The organism is Candidatus Thiothrix putei (genome assembly GCA_029972225.1).
Classification (GTDB): domain Bacteria; phylum Pseudomonadota; class Gammaproteobacteria; order Thiotrichales; family Thiotrichaceae; genus Thiothrix; species Thiothrix putei.
Window position 1 is genome coordinate 3,135,619 of record CP124756.1, and the last position, 19,916, is coordinate 3,155,534.

The window sequence follows — 19,916 nt, forward strand, 5'->3', positions numbered from 1 at the left end:
ACCTTCGAGGTGACAACATGTTAAATAAAGTACTGATCGCAAACCGGGGCGAAATTGCTCTGCGTATTTTGCGTGCCTGCCGTGAACTTGGCATAAAAACCGTTGCGGTACATTCCACTGCTGACCGTGACCTTAAACACGTGCGTTTAGCCGATGAATCGGTGTGCATTGGCCCGCCGCGCTCTACTGATAGCTACCTAAATGTCCCTGCCATCATCAGTGCAGCAGAAGTGACCGGCGCCGATGCCATTCACCCCGGCTACGGCTTTTTGTCAGAAAATGCGGATTTTGCCGAACGGGTTGAATCCAGTGGTTTCATCTTCATCGGCCCTCGCGCTGAAACCATCCGCTTGATGGGTGACAAAATTTCAGCGAAGGATGCCATGATTGCAGCAGGCGTCCCTTGCGTACCCGGCTCAGAAGGCGGCACACCCGAAGATCCCGAAGAAATTCTCAAAATGGGCACACGCATTGGCTATCCCCTGATTGTCAAAGCAACCGGCGGTGGCGGTGGACGCGGGATGCGTGTGGTTCACTCTGCTGACGAACTGGTTGCAGCCGTGACCCTCACCCGTGCCGAAGCCAGAGCAGCCTTTGGCAATGATGTGGTGTTCATGGAAAAATTTCTGCAACACCCGCGCCATATTGAACTGCAAGTACTCGCCGATTCGCACGGCAATGCCATACACCTGTGTGAACGTGATTGCTCGATGCAACGCCGCAACCAAAAAGTGGTGGAAGAAGCCCCTGCACCCTTTATCACTGCGGAACAACGCGCCCGTATCGGCAACCGCGTCGCCGAAGCCTGCCGTAAAATCGGCTACCGTGGTGCAGGTACATTTGAATTTCTCTACGAAGACGGCGAATTCTATTTCATCGAAATGAATACCCGCTTACAGGTCGAACACCCTGTTACCGAACTGATTACCGGTGTTGATCTGGTCAAACAGCAATTGCTGATTGCTTCCGGTGAAGTGCTTGCCTTGCGTCAGGAAGACATCAAACCGAATGGTCACGCCATTGAATGCCGTATCAATGCAGAAGATCCACAAACATTTGCACCATCGCCCGGCAAAATCACCCGCTACCATGTACCGGGGGGCTTAGGTGTGCGCGTGGATTCGCATATTTACGCAGATTACAGCGTGCCACCGTACTACGATTCCATGATTGGCAAGCTGATTGTGCACGGGCAAGACCGTGCAACCGCGATCAACCGGATGCACGGCGCACTCAGTGAAATGGTCATCGAAGGCATTAAAACCAATATCCCGCTGCAAACCCGCATTATGGAAGATCCTGCCTTCCGGGCTGGTGGTGCTGATATTCACTACCTTGAAAAAATGTTGGGAATGCACCAATGAGCTGGCAACAACTGCTTTGCCAAACGACGTCACAACATCAAGAAGCAGTTGTCGAGTCGATGGAAGCTGCTGATGCCGTTTCCATCACTTGGCAAGATGCAGAGGATGACCCGATCCTTGAACCACGCCCCGGCGAGATGCGCCTGTGGAACAATCTGGTTGTCACTGCGCTGTACAATGAAGAAACTGATCTCAGTGCGCTACTGTTGTTGCTGGAAACACAAAAGAACGCTTGGGATATTGTATCGGTACAACTGGAAATCGTTGAGGATCAACCGTGGGAACGGGCGTGGATGGATAGTTTCCAACCCATGTGCTTCGGAAAACGCCTATGGATTTACCCAAGCTGGTTTGAAATTCCCAATGATGACAGCGTGAAATTACTGCTCGACCCCGGTCTTGCGTTTGGAACAGGCACACACCCTACCACTGCTCTTTGTCTGGAATGGCTGGATAGTCAGGATATGGTTGGCAAAGAAGTATTGGATTACGGTTGTGGTTCTGGCGTGTTGGCCATTGCTGCGCTCAAACTAGGCGCAAAGCAGGCTGTGGGTACGGATATAGATCCGCAAGCGTTGCAAGCAACGCACGATAATGCCGAACGTAACAGCATTAATCCTGCACAATTACAAACTTGTTACCCGGAAAAACTCCCACAGCAAACATGGAATGTTGTTATGGCAAATATCCTTGCAGGCCCTTTGGTAGAGCTTGCACCAGCATTGTTAAGTGCCTTACGCCCCGGTGGTCAATTAGTTCTATCAGGCATTCTTGCTGAACAGGCAGAGGCTATCAAAAGCGCTTACCAACCCAGCCTCACGGATTTTTCCATTGTACAAAAAGATGACTGGATTCGTGTCAGCGGTATTTACCGTTAATCTGTACTTTTTTGTGCAGCAGCGTGCTAAATGTTATTTTTCAGAGCCTAAGCTAAACATTTTTGTCCGATAACAACTAGAATAAAGCGATTATTCAAATGGCGTGGAGTCATGTATACACAGTGTAACCACTGCAACGCGATTTTTCGCGTCACCATGAAAGAATTGACAGCAGCACAAGGTCTGCTGCGCTGTGGTGAGTGCGACAATATTTTCGATGCCATGAAAAGTCTAAGCCAAACGCTCCCTGAAGAGCGGCGCTTTGCCAAATTAGGCACAGCAGTACCCTTGGATTTAACTGATGTTGTGAGTAGAACGTCAAACCAATCTACCAACCACCCCACACTCCGCTTACCACACCTAACGTTACGGCATCCGCTAGGATATTATTTGTTACGCCTTAGTCTAGCCGTTTTGGCACTCTTATTATTATTGCAAGTGCTCTATAGCAGCCGTCATTGGTTGGCAAGACAACCGGTGACAACCACCCTAACTCACCAAATCTGTGAACTATTGGGTTGCAACATCATTCCACCCCGTGATATACGCAAAATTAACCTGTTGAGCCGGAATATCTACTCACACCCCAATACCCCTAAAGTACTCACGATCAGTGCTGCCATCCAGAATGATGCCGCGTTCCCACAACCGTACCCGCTAATTGAAATCAGTTTCTTAGATCAAAATAACGTGGTGTTAGCCTTGCGCCGTTTTCCACCAGAAGAATACATTCAACATTTTAATGGAGAACTCATGCAAATGGGTGTTCCTGATGAATTACTGCTAAATATTGCTGACCCCGGTGAAGCAGCAGTACGTTTCCAATTTCGCTTCATGTGAATAAAAAAGAGGAAAATAAACATAAATTTTTTTAATAAAAGACTAAACGATCAACGAAAGTTCTGTTTATTCTGATCAATTCCGCTATAATCCGCCCCGCGTAAATTGCAGGTTAGTGTTAGAACGACAAGAGCTACAACAAAAACCACTAACCATCGCCACTCACTGTTGGAGATAACAATGGCAACTGATAATGTAACCTATCTAACAAGAAAAGCTGCGCTGCCCGTTGATGGCATCGAGCCTTATATCCCTGAACCGGGCGAAGAGTACATGAACGAAAAGCAACTCGCGCATTTTCGTAACATTCTCGTCGCGTGGAAAAAATCCCTGATGGAAGAAGTCGATCGCACCGTCGATCACATGAAAGAAGACGCCACTAACTTTTCTGACCCAGCCGATCGTGCTACTCAGGAAGAAGAGTTCGCCTTAGAACTGCGTGCGCGTGATCGAGAACGTAAACTGATCCGTAAAATCGAAAAGACCATTGCACGTCTGGACGATGATGATTACGGCTACTGTGATGCGTGCGGGGTTGAAATTGGTTTGCAGCGTCTGGAAGTTCGCCCGACGGCTGAACTTTGCATCGACTGCAAAACCACCCAGGAAATCAAAGAGAAGCAGATGGCGGTCTAAAGGCACTGCAAACCTTGCTGACGATTGGTCGATTCGCCCCCTCACCCACTGGGCCATTGCATTTTGGCTCACTGGTCGCCGCCACCGCCAGTTATCTGGCGGCACGGCAGGCGCAAGGAAAATGGATACTGCGTATCGAAGACCTTGATAAACCCCGCGAACAACCCGGTGCGGCGAATGCCATTATCCAAACCTTAGCCGACTACAGTTTTGAGTGGGATGGTGACATCCTTTACCAAAGTCAGCGCCAAGATGCTTACCATGCCGCACTGGCTACCCTGCACGAACACACTTATGCCTGCACCCGTTCCCGCAAGGGCTTACCAACCTTGCCAGCCATACGCTTGCGCACCCACGATGCTCCCATTTGTTTCAACGATGCCATACACGGGGAATATTGCCAGCGCTTAGCAAGCGAAGTAGGCGACTTTGTGCTACTACGTGCCGATGGCTTATTTGCTTACCAACTCGCAGTCGTGGTGGATGATGCGTTTCAAGGTGTCAATCAAGTGGTACGTGGTGCTGACTTGCTGGACAACACGCCGCGTCAAATCTGGCTGCAACAATTGCTGGGATTACCACAGCCGCATTACGCGCATGTGCCATTAGTGCTGAATGAATTCGGGCAAAAACTGAGTAAACAAAACCTTGCCCCCGCCCTTAATACCAGCGAACGCTTGCAAACCTTGGTGGCTGCCCTGCGTTTTCTCAAGCAACCTTGCCCTGATGCTTGCGAATTTTCCAGCATCAATGCGTGTTGGGATTGGGCAATCAGGCATTGGGATATAAATAACCTCCAACCTTCACAGGCATAAACATGGCAAACAATCACTGGCGCACCTTCCCCCGCTGGATGCTCGAAGAGCATGAAATCGACCTGCTATTTAACGCGCAACTCGCAACCGGACGTGCCGCAGAAGTTACTGCCCGCATCCAGCGCGAACCCGCAACGCTGCAAGCAGTGCTGGCATTGCTAGGAAACCCTAACACAGCACTGAGTACCCGCATCGGCATTGGCGTAGTGATGGAAGATCTTGCAGGGTCTGATTTGCTCAAAAGCACCATCGCAACACTGGGAAAACTAAGTCAGCACCCCAATGTCACGGTTCGTTCGGATGCTTGTCATTACTTGGGCTTGAGTGGCGATGCTCGTGCGCTTCCTTTTTTGCAAGCCTGCTTACATGATAAGGAAGCCGAAGTGCGTGAAGTGGCGGCTGATGCCTTGGCGACACTTACACCGGATAGCCCGCCAAACGGTTAATCGCTTGTGCCAGCTCAATATCCTTGTGAGAAATACCGCCTGCATCGTGTGTGATCAGGCTAATTGCCAAGGTTTTGTACACATTGCACCATTCGGGGTGATGGTTCATGCGTTCCGCCACTAATGCGACTTGCGCCATAAAGCCGAAAGCTTCGACAAAATCGGCAAACGTCAGTACGCGATGCAATTTATTATCACGCAATACCCAACCGGGTAAGCCTTCCAAGATAACCGCCAGCGCTTCATCGTTTAATTTTTCAATCATGGTTTACTCCTAATAACACCACCGCATGGGCTGCTACACCCTCTTTGCGCCCGGTGAAACCTAATTTCTCAGTCGTGGTTGCTTTCACATTGACCTGCCCTAACTCACAGCCCAAATCAGCCGCAAGGTGTTCGCGCATGGTCAAAATATGCGGTGCCATTTTAGGTGATTGCGCAATGATCGTGCTATCCAGATTGATAACCCCATAACCATGACTGCGCACCAACCCAACGACGTGCCGCAATAAAATTCGGCTGTCAATATTTTCATACGCTGCGGCAGTATCAGGGAAATGTTGCCCAATATCCCCCAGTGCCAGCGCCCCTAATAAGGCATCGCAAATGGCGTGTAACAACACATCGCCATCAGAATGCGCCTTAAATGCATGAGTATGCGGAATTTTTACCCCGCCCAGCACCAGATGATCACCTGTGGTAAAAGCGTGTACGTCGTAACCATGCCCAATCCGCATCATGCGGCATCCCCTTTATTGCGCTTACCAAGAATTTTAGCGGTCATGAATGCACCCGCGTATAGACCCACACTGAGGAAAATCATCGCATAACCGTATAAGCGTTCCTGTGGGTCTAGCACCACCCAAATCCCCAGCATCAGGTAAAGTAACGACATTAACACCGCGAACACATGGGTTTGCGAGTTTCCCAGCCAAATACCCCGCACCAGTAGCAACAACGGGGCAAGCAATAGCGGAATTTCCAGCCACAGTGGCACGTGTTGCGTACTGGCAAGCAGGCTATTCCAAACAATAATCAGACCGATCAACCCCAATAGGCTGAATAAGGTCAGGTTACGCCACAGCGGGAGTTTATTCATAGTTGATGCGCCAGTTGTGCCAACCGTTTGCCTAGGGCAAAACACAGGCGTTTTTCCTCATCTGTTAGCGGGCGGTTGCTATCACTGCCGGAAACGTGGGTCGGACCATACGGTGTACCGCCGCTTTGCGTACTGATCAAATCCGCTTCCGCATACGGCAAACCGGTAATGAGCATTCCGTGATGCAATAGCGGCAACATCATCGACAACAACGTGCTTTCCTGACCGCCGTGCAAGCTGGAGGTGGACGTAAAAACCCCCGCAGGCTTGCCCGTGAGTGTGCCAGACAACCACAGACTGCTGGTTTTTTCGAGGAAATATTTCAACGGAGCCGCCATATTGCCAAAACGACCGGGGCTACCGAGCGCGAGTGCATCGCACTGCTTCAAATCCTCCAGCGTCACGTAAGGTGCGCCGCTAGCGGGGATGGTGTCTGCAACCGCTTCGCACACTTCGGAGACTTCCGGCACGGTGCGCAATAGCGCTTGAGTGGCGGTGATACTTTCAACGCCACGCGCCAGTTGTTGCGCCATGCTGGAAACGCCACCGTGACGGCTGTAATACAAAATCAGGACAGTTTTCATCGGGTTTCAAATACCTTTTTGAGTTGCTGTGCAATCTAGCGGGATGCTGGCTTGGGTGCAAGTGGGGATGCAACAAACGCGGAAGACCTAAAGATGCATCATATGCTACCATCATTATTGATTAAAACTATGATGGTGTTACAATAAGTATAAATAATAATAAAAACTGCATGGGCAAAACCAATTAAAGCCGAAAAATCATAATGATAACGGAACTAGAATAATGAACATTTCAATGCCTAAACGTCGCTATGCCAATGGATCGCTTGGTTTTTCCTTACAAATCTTGTTCGCATTATTGTTACTGACTGTGCTGACAGGGCAAGCATTTGCTGCCAACTGCACGGCGACTTACACACAAACCAGCACGGGCGGCAGCAACAATTACACCCTAACGTCGGGGCAATCACTCAAAATCGCCAGCGGTACGTATACCGGCACGGTAGAATTCGGCAGTGGTGCCAGCATTTGCGTGGAAACAGGGGCGACGTTCACGCCCGGCAATCTCAACAATGTGGCAGGCACCTTAACCAACTACGGCACGGCAAATTTACAGACATTTTCCTATAACAGCGGCACGGTTATCGACAACTACGGCACGCTCAGTTTTATTGGCGGCCTGAATACCAACGGCGCAATGACATTCCGCAACCGCGCCAATGCCACCATGACGATGGCAAACAGTTTTCAACTGGGCAATAACTCCACGTTTATTAACGACGGATTAGTCATTGCGGCACAAGATTTCAATACCCAAAATGGCACAACACTGACCAATAATTACCGCTTGGAGATGGAGGGGAATTTCAACCCGGATGGTACATTCAATAATTACGGACGGGTCTACGCTAAAAAGTTCATCAATATGAATTCTAATTCGACCATTACGAATTACTGCACATTTGTTTCGTATGATGGATATAACAATAACAGCCCACGAACCGCCAACTTTGGTACAATTCTGATCACACAAGCGAATGGCACACCGGGTGGTCCTTGGCAAAATAACCAAGAGTTTTACAATGCCCCTAATGCCAAAATTGCAGGTGGTAATTTCACCAATAACAGCACATTTACCGGCGGCGGCTCCCTAATATTCTCTGGTTCAACCACCAACCAAGGACCTTTTAATGGGGATAGCGCAAGCAATAAAATTAATTTTTACGACGAAACGCAAACCAGCAATAAGTTTTTCGACAATCAAAACACCACGCCAACTAACACCGTGCGTACTGCGTTTGTGCGTCCAACAGAACTGGATAGCCCAGAAACTTGCACCAGTAGTTATAGAAACTTTGCAAATCCCAATAGTTATGACTTTGGTGATGCGCCTGCCAGTTACGGCGATGCCAGCCATGTGATTGTCGCGGGTCTTAAATTAGGTACGAATGCGCCCGATTCAGAAAGTGCCAGTCAACCCACTCACAACGCCAGTGGTGATGGCGCTGATGAAGATGGCGCACCCAAAGCGCCATCCAATAGCAGCATCACACGCTTTCCGTTGCTAAAACAAACCGATACCAGCTATAGCAGCACTTTCAAAGTGACCAATACCACGGGAACCGCAGGTAAGCTCTACGGTTGGATCGACTTCGATAAAAACGGCACGTTTGAAGCGGATGAGGCCACTTCGGTCAATGTTCCCACCGGCGCTAATGACAGCAGCGTTACCCTCAACTGGAGCAGCATCCCTGCGGATATTAAACCCGGTACAAGCTTTATCCGCTTGCGCCTGACCACGGATACGGCGGTAACAACCAGCACCCCAACCGGCAATGCCAGCAATGGTGAAGTGGAAGATTTCCCCATTGCGATTGCATTAAGCCTGCCCCCCAATAGCCCCAGCGTCAGTGTTACCAAAGGTACAACACCGACCTCATGCACCACCACCGTCTTTAGCGACAACTTTAATGATTTGACCGGCGGACAGTATTTTGCAGAAAACCGTCCGGGCGCTACCCCGATACGTAACTGGGTAGCCAGTGGCGGTGGGGCAGACACCCGTAATCGCACAGATGGTATGCACAATGCTACCCACGGCACATCTATTTACATGGATAGCGGAGCCATTCGGCGTATTTTTCCAGCCATACCCGATACGCCCAGTGTCGACAGTAACGGCGTGATCACTACCCCCCCAACAGCGCTTGAATTGCGCGACACTGCCGATGACTTAACACCCAACACAACCAGTGGTGATTCACACTGGGGGCCACTCCCACCCAGCCTCTCGCGCACCCTCAACACGACAGTGGGGCAGCGCTATCGGTTGTATTTCGAATTATTGCCAGAAAATGATGGCAATGGCTGGCGTAACGGGATGCTGCGGGTCGATACGCCCAGTGGTTCCGTACACTTGCAAACCCCCGCAGGCACTGGCAGTCCTTACCTCTATCAAGTGGATTTCACTGCCAATGCAGCGACCTCAACCATCAGCTTTGTCAACTACAGCCGCTTAGCGATTGACGACAACTGGTGTGATCCCCTGACAACAGCATGGTGTACAATTGATGGTTTAAGCACGACACCGAAAACCAGCGAACCCATGATTGATAACGTCGTGGTGGCGTTAGAATCTGCTTGTGTATCGACCAGTACGCAAGACTACGGTGATGCGCCTGCCTCATACGGCAACCCCAGCCATGTCATCACACCCAACCTGATGATTGGCAATCACGTTGATACCGAGAGTGGAGCGCTGCACAGCGTTAATGCGGATGGCGATGACAACAATGGCAGCACGGATGATGAAGATGGCTTGCATAATCCGGCAATTATTCCTACCACTCAGGGGCAAACGTACACCCTAACGACTTACGTCAAAAACGAGACCGGTTCAACCGCCTACCTGAGAGCTTATCTAGACTTTAACCGCGATGGTGACTTTCTGGATGCGGGAGAACAGGCTGATACCCAGCATGTTTACTGGAACGGTTATTTTCAATCGACATTCACCGTTCCTGCTGGCACAACGGCGGGCACAACCTACGCCCGTTTACGCTTAAGCCAAACCAAATCAGAAGCGGAAGTATCCATCGGCTCGGCGACCAGCGGCGAAGTGGAAGATCACAAGCTAACGATTTCTGCTGGGCCTTTTTATGATTTCGGGGATTCCCCAGCCAGCTATGGCAGTGCTCGCCATACCATTCTGAACAGCTTGTTCTTAGGTGCAAACCGCCCAGACAGTGAAACAGCCAGCCAATACAGTTACAACGCTATCGGTGATGGTGTAGATGAGGATGGTGCACCCAAACAATACAATAATCCTACTATCACACTGTTCCCGATTTTAAAAATGACCGCTACCAGCTACAGTGTTGACATTAGAACAACCAACACCACTGGCTCAGCAGGCAAACTGTATGGCTGGATAGATTTTGACAAGAGTGGCACATTTGATGCGGATGAAGCAGCTTCCGCCAACGTCGCTAATAACACCAATGGCACGGTGACACTAACCTGGAACAGTATTCCAACGGATATTAAGCTGGGTACAACATTTATCCGCTTGCGCCTGACGACTGATCCAGCCGTTACCACCAGCACGCCAGCCAACAATGCCAATAATGGTGAAGTGGAAGACTTTCCGATTGCGGTGGCAATAGACGTGCCGCCGGATAGCCCCGATGTCACCATCGTGCGCGGTGACGGCCAAACCTGTAGCAGCACGATTTTCACCGACAACTTCGATGATTTAGCCAGCGAACAATATTTCGGCGCGAATACGTCTGCGACACCGTTTGTGATCCGCAACTGGACAGCCACTGGTGGTGGTAGTGATACCTATGCGCGTACCGTGGAAGTTTCCCCGTTTGCGGCAACTCAGGGGCGCTCAATTTACTTCGGCAATGGCATGATGCGCCGCTTTTACCCCGATACCAGTGCAGTATTAGCATTTGATGGTAACGGTAGGATGCTGGAACCACCGGATGCGGTGGAGTTGCGTGATGACGTTGATGATGTCAGCCCCGGTGTCAATATTCATGAATCTCATTGGGGTCCAGAACCCGTCACGCTATCGCGTACCTTTGCGTCAACGGCGGGGCAACGTTACCGCCTGTACTTCTCTGCCATTCCTGAAGGCGGTGATTGGAACTCCGGCATTATGCGGGTGGATACCCCTAGCGGTTCGGTACACTTCAAAGCACCGGGCAAAGATGAGGGAATCCAGAAATACCGCATCGAATTTACTGCAACAGGTGCATCATCCACGATTCGTTTTGTCAACTACGGGCATATTGGCACAGATGGCGGCTGGTGTGATCCCAACTCCATCATTTCCGGGCCCTGGTGTACGGTAGGTGGTTTCCCAACGGATAAAAAAGGCAATGAGCTAATCATTGATGATGTCACGGTGGCTCTGGCATCCGCCTGCCCCACTAGCGGTATTTCCGGCACGGTGTATACCGACACTAACGGCAACAATGCTTTCGACGGGGCAACGGAAACCGGTTTGGCGAATATCAGTGTTTCGCTGTATGACAACAATGGTACAACCGCTACGACCAGCGATGACAACTTGATGGCAACCACGAGTACCGCCGCCAATGGCACTTACAGTTTTGCCAGTATCAGCCCGACACTGCGTTATCGGGTTGAAGTCGATTCCCGCGATGCTGACCTTCCTGCCAGTGCAGTGATTGGCACGACCAATCCGTTAGCCAATATAGCGGTTACTGCTGGCAACACACTCAGCAACCAAAACTTTGGGTTTGATTTGGCATGTAATGCCAGCGCGGGTCAGTTTGGTGGAATTGCCTTCCGCGATTACAACCAAAACGGGATTCGCGAACCTCAGGAAGAAGGGATTGCCGGTATTACTGTTACCGCTTACAACAGTGCGAATGCGGTAGCCGCTACCGCGACCACGGATGCACGCGGCTGGTATACCTTGAATGGGTTGACGAATGGCACGCAATACCGACTGGAATACACCAATTTACCCAGCGGGCTTTACCCCGGTGCAGCAGGCACGGATACCGCGAGTACCGTGCGTTTTGTTACCGCCAGTGGCAGTTGCGCGGCGAACTTAGGCATCAGTGACCCTATCGAATATTGTCAAGCAATCCCGCCGGTTGCGGCATTCAACTTCGTTAACGGCAACCCTAGCATTGCCGATATTGGTAACTATGCCAGCCTGTTCACGTTCCCTTACGATGCGACAGGGGGTGCTTATGACCAAACGCCACCCGCGATTACCAAAGCGAACACCAGCCAAACGGGTGCACTGTGGGGGCTGGCTTACCAGAAAACCACCAAGACGTTGTATGCATCGGCGGCGATGCGACGCTTCAGTGGTTTCGGTGCATTAGGTACGGGTGGTATTTACAAGGTTGATATGACTGACCCTAATGCGGCTTATACCGGCGCATCCACTTACGTTGATTTGCGGGCGATTGGTATTGACACCGGCAATGATGTGCGCGTGGCTACTGACAGTTGTAATAATCTTGCCACGGGTGTTTGGTCGCCATCACACGACGTTGCCGCGTGGGATAAAGTTGGCAAAGTTGGGGTGGGTGACATCGACTATGACGAACCCAATAACCGTTTGTGGCTAATCAATTTGAATGACCGCAAGCTTTATGGGATTGGCAATGTCAGCCCCACCACTGCGCCCACCGCAGCGAATGTACTGGGTGGCTATGCAGTCAACCTGCCCTCCCCTTACGCTTGTACTTCCGGGACATTCCGCCCTTGGGCAGTGAAATACCACCGGGGTTATGTGTATGTGGGCGGTGTGTGTGATGCTGCAACTGACCCTTACAATTTAAGTAAAGTCCGAGGCTACGTATTGCGCTTTAACCCCGCGAATACAGCGGCTGGTTTCAGTCATGTGAAAGATTTTGCCATTAACCAACCGCGCAGTGGCTTTGGGTATACCAATATTGGCGAATGGTCAGGTTGGTTGCCGCAAGCGGATGCTGTCAACGTGCGCCCGCAATTCCATTCCCCCATCGTGGGCAACCTCGAATTTGATACCGATGGCTCGATCATTGTGGGGATTATTGACCGTGCGGGTCTGCAAAAAGGCACGAATTCGTATGACGAACCTGCGTGTGGTGATCCAACGATTGATTATGTCGACACAATGGGTGACGTATTGCGTTTGTGCAAAACCGATACCGGCTATTTAAATGATTCTGAACCGGGTTGTAGCACCGCGATTGCCACCAACAGTAAAACCACGGATGAATATTATTGGGGTGATTTAGGTCCATCCAATAATGCCTGGGAGGGCATGAATGAAATCGCCGCCGGTGGTTTAGCACTTGCGCCGGGTAAGGAACATGTGTTGGCTTCCGCTTATGACGCAAATAGCTGGGGTTCTAATGGCGTGGTGTGGTTAAACAATCGCACGGGTGCTAAAGACAATAGCTACCACGTGTCATGGTCAACGCTCGGCAAAAGTACCGGCATGGGTGAACTGGAAGTGCTGTGTGATCCTTCCCCCGTTGAAGTGGGCAACCGCGTATGGCTGGATGCGGATAAAGATGGCCTGCAAGATGCAAACGAAGCAGGCATCGCCAATGTCACCGTCACACTGGCTTGCGGCGCGGATAACGCCACGACTACGACCAATGCACAAGGCGAATACTACTTCTCGAATAAAGCGGGCGGCAATGCCACCTTCATGGGCAGCGGTGAAAGCTGTAGCTTGAGCGTCAACACTACGCAAACCAGCCTCAATACTTACACCCTAACCACACAAAACGCCGACAACAAAACGGATAACAACAGCCAAACAGATATTCGGGATTCGGATGCAACGGTTAGCGGTGGCAATGCGGTCATCAATTTTACAGTGGGTAGTTCAGGGCAAAATAACCACGGCTTAGACTTCGGGTATCAAGCGAATACCAGCACAGAGCCACCAACCTCATGGACAAGCCAGCGCATCATTGATGACTGCCACGGCACATCCTCCTACAACCCCAATGGTGCAGACGGTGCAGAAAACGCCCCCTGCCAAAGCTATGCGCAGGATATTTATGAAAACTGGAATCCAGCCGTTGCGGGGGCAGGCGACACAGACATTAAGCAGTGCCGCTTGGGTTACTACGACGGTACTGAACAATATTATTTCTTCGCCTGGCAATTCCGTGAAAACTGGAACTATGACAATACGGGGGCAAGCCGCGAGTATCATCTGGAACTGGACACTGATCACGATGCTACGTCACCAGAAACCCCCGCACGCAGCGATTTGTTTATACGGGTGCAACCGCGCAGTACTTACCAAGGCAGCACATGGCACGCCGTTGGCAATGGCGATGCCATCATTTACAAGGATGCTAACAACGATGTCGGTTGTGCGAATCCGGGACAGAAAGACACCAAAGGCTGCTCAACAGGGTATGAAGCTGATTATTCCATCAACCAAGGGGATGCATTTGTCCGCATTTTGAACGGACAGGTGGAATTGGCTATCAAGGCGGGTGTTGTCGATGGCCTGAATAACGTTAAAGCGCGTTGCTATGCCTCACAAACCAGCACGTTATCCAAAGACAAGTTGGACTGGCATGACCAAAATGATGCATCAGATTTGAGCAGCTATACTTTTGATTCGACAGGCTTTGCGGAAGTCGGGCCGAATGCAACCGCAGGAACTATTTCAGGCACGGTCTACACCGACAGTAATGGTAACGACACCTTCGACTCCGCAACAGAAGCCGGTATTAATGCGATCAGCGTGACCCTGTTGAATGCAGCGAATAACGCGACGGTTTCCACTACCGACACAGCCGCGAATGGTGCTTATAGCTTCAATAACATCAGTTCCACACTAACCTATCAGATTCGGGTGAATACGGCAGATGCTGATCTGCCAGCAGGCGCTATGCTAGGAACAATCAACCCACTGACTGGGGTTACGGTCACGGCAGGCGGCACAACTGCCAACAAGGACTTTGGCTTTGATCCAGCCCCAACGACCATGGCAGAGTGCCTTGGTGTATTTCCCGGCCCAATCAATATCCATGACCCGGCTGGCTCCATCACGTTGGGAAGTTCAGGGAAAATCTACGGGACAACCAACAATACCCTCATCACGCCGACGCTGATCGACACCACAAACACCAAGTGTGATGCTGCCACTTGCAAACAGTCAGGGACTGTTGCCAAGAAGCTGGCTTTCAATGTTAAACGCGGCGATGGTTCCGACGGCCCCCTGAATATTGCTGGCTCATCAACCATCAATATTGTTGGGGACAAAAACTATTCTGCCGTGACAGTGGATTCGGCGGTGACAATTAACATAACCGGCCCTGCCATTATCCATATCGTTGGCAACCTTGATGGCGGGGTCAAAAACAGTAATAGCTCCACCACGTTCAATATTACGGGTGATGTAGAGATTCATGCTGACAAGATAAAGCTTGGGTCATCCAACAAATTCGAGCTTGGAACTACTGGTTCCCTCCGCCTGTTTGCCAACTCCATTGAAGCCACGAGTTCCGCCGGTAATGCCGGTGTCCCTGCTTGGCGTTTTGGCGTGTTCTCCAAAGGCGACATCACTGTTGTCTCTTCTCCAAAACTGAATGGCTACTGGTATGCAGGTGGTTCAATCATTGGACAATTAAGCTCTGTGACCATGAGTGGTAGCTGGACTGCCGCCTCAGTCACAGCAGGATCATCCATGAACCTGACCTACGCAGGGGACAATAACACCCTGTGTGCGCTTTTGGCACAACAAACGGGGGGCATTACAGGCAAAGTCTTTGAAGACATGAATTACGGCGGTGGCGCAGGTCGTCCATTCGGCACTGCGGGGACAGTGGGTGTCTCTGGCGCACGGGTTGAGCTGTATAATGCCGCCGGTAACTTCATGAGCAGCACTACCACCGATACTAGCGGTGTTTACAACTTTACTAGCGTTACTGATGGGGCATATTACGTGCGAGCCGTCAATGATACGGTCAAATCGACCCGTACTGGCGCAAATGGCACGGAACGTGGCATTCAAACCTTCCGCACCGATGGTACAACCGATGTCGTCAACGAAATTGGTGGGCGCAAACCAAGCAGTGCGGATGCACCCGCAAATACCACTAACCAGACGCTGAACACTGCTACCTTCACCCTCTCCGGTGGTGGTCAGGCACAATCCGTCCAACCGATAACGATCGCAAGCACTGACATTACCGGCGCGAACTTCGGCTTCAACTTCAACACCGTGGTCAACACCAATGACAGCGGGCAAGGTTCATTACGCCAGTTCATCCTCAACGCCAACCTGCTAGGCAACGACAGCACACTGGCACAAACCGGGCGCACCGCTGGCAAAGACAATGCCATTTTGGAATTATCCACCAGCGACCTTAACTACAATGCCGCCAACCAATACTGGAGCATTGCGGTACAAAGCGCCCTGCCCGCGCTGGGTAATGACATTATCCTCGATGCCTCTACCCAACCGGCGCGGACGACTGCCCCCACATTCACCTTCGCCAACCGCCCCGTCATTGAATTGAATGGCAGCAACGCCGGAGACTACACCAATGGTCTTGCATTAAATGGCGCGACCAATGGCAGCACGGTGAAATACTTCGCGATCAACCGCTTTAAAATGGCGGGTATCCAAGTGGTGCAATCTAAAAACAACCTGATTGCCTCAAACTACATCGGTACTGACCCAACAGGTGCTATCAACCGGGGCAATGGCGATAGCGGCATCACCGTTATTAGCCCCTTAGGACCAAACTTAATCGGCGGTAGCAGTAGTGCTGGCAATCTGATTGCCTACAACGGCGGGGATGGCATCAAAGTCGGCGGCACAGATGGCACTAAAGCGACCAGCATGTTAGGCAACAAGATCTACGCCAACGGCAAATTAGGCATTGACCTCGGTGGTAACGGTATTACCGTGAACGATGCCAATGATGCAGACACCGGTACTAACGACCTGATCAACTTCCCCATGCTCGCTACTATCACTGAAAGTGGTGGCAACCTCACCCTCAAAGGGTGTGCGCCTGCGGGAGCAACCATTGAGCTGTTTGAAGCCGATGTCAGTGCAGGCGGCAAAGCCACGCCGGGTGCTAACAAATTCGGTAAATCCAAGGACTACGGCGAAGGCCAGACCTACCTTGATACTTTCGTGGAAGGCAGCGCCAGCGATACCGACACCGCAACGTGCGCCATTGCCACCGACACGGATGGCAACAACCACACCGGCATGAACGCCTTCACTATCACCATTCCAACTCCGGCAGGGTTTGTAACGGGTGACAGCATGACCGCCACCGCCACACTCAGCAATTCCGGCACTTCAGAATTCTCCCCCACTGTTCTGCTGCTGGAAGCGTACAATGTTGCCGGTAAAATCTACGAAGACGTGAATTACGGTGGCGGCAATGGGCGGGCGTTCAATGCGGCAACGGCTGGCATGACGGGTATCAGTGGTGCCAGCGTCGAGCTACGCGATGCCAGCAATAACGTATTCGCCACCACCACGTCGACAGCCGACGGTAGCTATACCTTCACCAACATTCCAGTGGGTGTATACAGTGTGCAAGTGGTGAATGCCAGCGTGCGCTCGACCCGCTCCGGCTCAAACGGTTCCGAACGCGGGGTGATCACCTACCGTACTGACGGCGTGAACAATGTGAGTACCGCGAGTACGGCATTCAGCCAAGCCATTACGTTAAGTAATGCCAACCTCAGCAATGTCAGTTTCGGCTTCAACTTCGACACCATAACCAACACCAATGACAGTGGAGCAGGTTCTTTGCGCCAGTTTATCCTCAACGCCAATGTGTTGGGTGATGATAGTTCATTGGCACAAGTCGGGCGCACCGCAGGTAAAGAAAATGCGATTCTGGAACTCTCCACTACCGACGATCCGAATTACAACACAGGTTATTGGAGCATTCCTCTGCAAAGTGCTTTGCCCCCAATTACTGCACCGATTGTACTCGATGGTGCACTGCCACAGGGATCTAACAGCAACCCAACATTGGAGCTAAACGGCACGAATGCCGGTGGTGCTGCTAACGGTCTTGCCTTGAGTGCTGGAGCCAGCAGCAGCACCCTGCGCAAACTGGCAATCAACGGTTTTAGCGGCGCGGGTATTTACTTAAACGGCAGCGACAATAATTACCTACTCGCCAATTATATCGGTATTACCCCAGCAGGGATTCCACGCGGTAATACGGGTTCAGGGATTCGTCTGGATACCGCCAGCGCTAATAAAATTGGCAGTACTATCAACGGTGATGGCAATATCATTGCCAACAACACCGGTAACGGCATTACGATTGCAGGCTCAAAAGCAGATACCCTGCTGAACAGCATTCTAGGCAACAGCATCTACGCCAACGGTGGGCTGGGGATTGATTTGGTTGGCGGCACTGAAATTGGCAGTGTCACAACGAATGACACTAAAGATATCGATGAGGGGCCCAATCACCTGCTTAACTACCCTGAGGTTAAAGTCAATTCCTTCGGTGTTAATGGTACGAAGATCGTGACCTACGACTTTAACCTAGATGTGCCAGCCGGTGATTACCGTCTCGAATTCTTCGTCAGTGCAGACAAGGATGATTCAGGCCATGGTGAAGGGCAAACCTTTATCGGTAGCAAGGACATCAGTCACCCCGGAACCGAGTCACTGAATTTCAAAGGTACGTTCAATGCCAATATGACAGTTGCCAAAGGCACATTTATCAGTGCGACACTCACACAGAAAAGCAACGCTACCACGTTCGGCTCAACCTCAGAGTTTTCCGGCATCCAAGATGGCATCACCACACAGGTGTGCGATAGCCTGATTACCGGCACGGCGGGCAATATAGTGATTGATGAGACTAACACTGCAACTATTATTCAATTATTAGAAGCCAAAGATAGCAATGGCAACCCAATTACTTACGTTATTAGTGGCGGTGCAGACGGTAACTTCTTCACCATAGTCAACCCGACGCCCGGTGCAACGCTGGATTGTGCAACCGTGAAGTTCCTGACCAGCAATGTCATTATTACCAAGTCAGCCCGCGATAATAACGAAGCTGAAGCACGTGCAACCCTACCGGGGACTTTACCACCTGCTGGGAACTATGAGTTGCCGCTGGATAAGGATCAGGATAACGTCTATGAATTGCAAATTACCGCAACCACTGCGGATGGCAAGAAATACGTGCGTGATCTCAATGTACGCGTCATGGATATTAACGAAGCCCCTAGCATCACCTCTGCATCACTGGTACTTACCAATGAGGACAGTAATGCGGATGTCATGATGGTTCAAGCGCAAGACCCTGATGTGGGTGACAAACTAACTTACCGTATTAGCAGCGGTGCGGATAGCAGTCATTTTGAGATTAACGCCACCACTGGGATTCTGCGCTTCCGTGCTATCCCTGACTATGATGCGCCGATGGACGCCAATCGTGACAATACCTATGAAATAGAAATCACCGTGACTGACAAAGGTGGCTTGAGTAGCAAAAAACTGTTCCAAATCAGGATTGTGAACAACACGGCTGACGATGGCGTAGTGATTAATGTCCGTGCCTTATTACAAGGGCCTTACGACAACAAAACAGCGCTCATGTCAGCAAACTTGAACACTCTCGGCTTACTACCGAACAAACACCCCTACCAAGCATTCGGTCATGCGGGGGCTGAAACCCTCAGTACCATGCTGAAGGAAACAACCGGCAATAATGCGGTAGTGGATTGGGCATTGGTTGAATTGCGCACAAGTCCGGGCAGTGTGGTAGCCAGCCGTGCTGTTATCCTGCAACGGGACGGCGATTTGGTTGACGCTCAAACAGGCTCACCTAACCTGCACTTCGCTAACATCAAAGCAGGTAACTACTACGTTAGTGTGCGCCACCGTAACCACTTAGGTGTTGTCAGTGCCAGCCCGGTCAGTTTGGACAACAGTGCGAAAATGCTCGACTTTGCTGCCAGCTCAACCGTTGTCAGAGGCGAAGAGTCACGCTTCGTCAGTGGCAAACTGGCATGGATGTGGGCGGGTGACATTAATGGTAGCCATACCCTAACGGCTAATGGCCCCGGCAACGATGTCACTAGCCTGTTAAGTGGGGTGATTACCAGTATGGATAACCTCCAAGGCAACACCAACCACATTTTGTCCGGTTATCTGGCTACTGACTTAAACTTTGATGGCAAAACGCTATTCACAGGCCCCGGTAACGATACCAGCTTGTTGGTGGGCAATATTCTGTTACACCCACTCAATACCGGGTTTGCCGCTAATTACATTGTGAAAGGTGGATTGCAGTAATA

At 50.9% G+C, this 19,916-nt stretch carries 11 protein-coding genes; 7 read left to right on the forward strand and 4 right to left on the reverse strand.

The window, feature by feature from the left end:
* Positions 1-17: 17 nt before the first annotated feature.
* The 6 genes from accC (at position 18) to QJT81_16110 (ending at position 4,979) form a co-directional block, all read left to right on the forward strand.
* The gene (gene accC, locus QJT81_16085; protein ID WGZ93314.1) at positions 18-1,364 is read left to right on the forward strand and encodes an acetyl-CoA carboxylase biotin carboxylase subunit; all 1,347 of its coding nucleotides are present in this window, start codon (positions 18-20) and stop codon (positions 1,362-1,364) included.
* Positions 1,361-2,242: a 50S ribosomal protein L11 methyltransferase gene (gene prmA / locus QJT81_16090; GenBank protein WGZ93315.1), complete on the forward strand. Its 882-nt coding sequence runs from the start codon at positions 1,361-1,363 to the stop codon at positions 2,240-2,242. The genes accC and prmA overlap by 4 nt, the downstream gene beginning before the upstream one ends.
* 111 nt (positions 2,243-2,353) lie before the next feature.
* On the forward strand, positions 2,354-3,082 hold the full coding sequence (locus tag QJT81_16095; GenBank protein WGZ93316.1) for a zinc-ribbon and DUF3426 domain-containing protein: 729 nt from the start codon (positions 2,354-2,356) through the stop codon (positions 3,080-3,082).
* A 180-nt stretch (positions 3,083-3,262) separates the two neighbouring features.
* A complete protein-coding gene (gene dksA / locus QJT81_16100; protein ID WGZ93317.1) occupies positions 3,263-3,718 on the forward strand; it encodes an RNA polymerase-binding protein DksA in 456 nt (151 codons plus the stop codon).
* A gap of 14 nt (positions 3,719-3,732) precedes the next feature.
* Positions 3,733-4,533 carry a glutamyl-Q tRNA(Asp) synthetase gene (locus tag QJT81_16105; GenBank protein ID WGZ93318.1) on the forward strand — a complete coding sequence of 267 codons (801 nt, stop codon included), beginning with the start codon at positions 3,733-3,735 and terminating at the stop codon, positions 4,531-4,533.
* Positions 4,534-4,535: 2 nt separating this feature from the next.
* Positions 4,536-4,979 (forward strand): HEAT repeat domain-containing protein, encoded by a 444-nt coding sequence (locus tag QJT81_16110; protein WGZ93319.1) that lies wholly within the window; start codon positions 4,536-4,538, stop codon positions 4,977-4,979.
* Here QJT81_16110 and QJT81_16115 read toward each other — a convergent pair.
* The 4 genes from QJT81_16115 to wrbA are packed head-to-tail and all read right to left on the reverse strand — an operon-like array spanning position 4,951 to position 6,662.
* Positions 4,951-5,244: a 4a-hydroxytetrahydrobiopterin dehydratase gene (locus QJT81_16115; protein WGZ93320.1), complete on the reverse strand. Its 294-nt coding sequence runs from the start codon at positions 5,242-5,244 to the stop codon at positions 4,951-4,953. The two genes, QJT81_16110 and QJT81_16115, sit on opposite strands and share 29 nt — an antisense overlap.
* On the reverse strand, positions 5,237-5,716 hold the full coding sequence (ispF, locus tag QJT81_16120; GenBank protein WGZ96506.1) for a 2-C-methyl-D-erythritol 2,4-cyclodiphosphate synthase: 480 nt from the start codon (positions 5,714-5,716) through the stop codon (positions 5,237-5,239). Before ispF ends, QJT81_16115 begins: the two co-directional genes overlap by 8 nt.
* Positions 5,716-6,078: a DUF2069 domain-containing protein gene (locus QJT81_16125; protein WGZ93321.1), complete on the reverse strand. Its 363-nt coding sequence runs from the start codon at positions 6,076-6,078 to the stop codon at positions 5,716-5,718. Before QJT81_16125 ends, ispF begins: the two co-directional genes overlap by 1 nt.
* Positions 6,075-6,662, reverse strand: a complete 588-nt coding sequence (gene wrbA, locus QJT81_16130) for an NAD(P)H:quinone oxidoreductase (protein ID WGZ93322.1) — start codon at positions 6,660-6,662, stop codon at positions 6,075-6,077. The genes QJT81_16125 and wrbA overlap by 4 nt, the downstream gene beginning before the upstream one ends.
* A gap of 235 nt (positions 6,663-6,897) precedes the next feature.
* Between wrbA and QJT81_16135 the strand changes: the two genes are divergently transcribed.
* A complete protein-coding gene (locus tag QJT81_16135; protein WGZ93323.1) occupies positions 6,898-19,914 on the forward strand; it encodes an SdrD B-like domain-containing protein in 13,017 nt (4,338 codons plus the stop codon).
* Positions 19,915-19,916: the final 2 nt, after the last annotated feature.

Bases quoted from the DNA above. Each gene is read 5' to 3' on its own strand.
- accC (WGZ93314.1), top strand. From the start codon at position 18: ATGTTAAATAAAGTACTGATCGCAAACCGGGGCGAAATTGCTCTGCGT.
- prmA (WGZ93315.1), top strand. From the start codon at position 1,361: ATGAGCTGGCAACAACTGCTTTGCCAAACGACGTCACAACATCAAGAA.
- QJT81_16095 (WGZ93316.1), top strand. From the start codon at position 2,354: ATGTATACACAGTGTAACCACTGCAACGCGATTTTTCGCGTCACCATG.
- dksA (WGZ93317.1), top strand. From the start codon at position 3,263: ATGGCAACTGATAATGTAACCTATCTAACAAGAAAAGCTGCGCTGCCC.
- QJT81_16110 (WGZ93319.1), top strand. From the start codon at position 4,536: ATGGCAAACAATCACTGGCGCACCTTCCCCCGCTGGATGCTCGAAGAG.
- QJT81_16115 (WGZ93320.1), bottom strand. From the start codon at position 5,244: ATGATTGAAAAATTAAACGATGAAGCGCTGGCGGTTATCTTGGAAGGC.
- ispF (WGZ96506.1), bottom strand. From the start codon at position 5,716: ATGCGGATTGGGCATGGTTACGACGTACACGCTTTTACCACAGGTGAT.
- QJT81_16125 (WGZ93321.1), bottom strand. From the start codon at position 6,078: ATGAATAAACTCCCGCTGTGGCGTAACCTGACCTTATTCAGCCTATTG.
- wrbA (WGZ93322.1), bottom strand. From the start codon at position 6,662: ATGAAAACTGTCCTGATTTTGTATTACAGCCGTCACGGTGGCGTTTCC.
- QJT81_16135 (WGZ93323.1), top strand. From the start codon at position 6,898: ATGCCTAAACGTCGCTATGCCAATGGATCGCTTGGTTTTTCCTTACAA.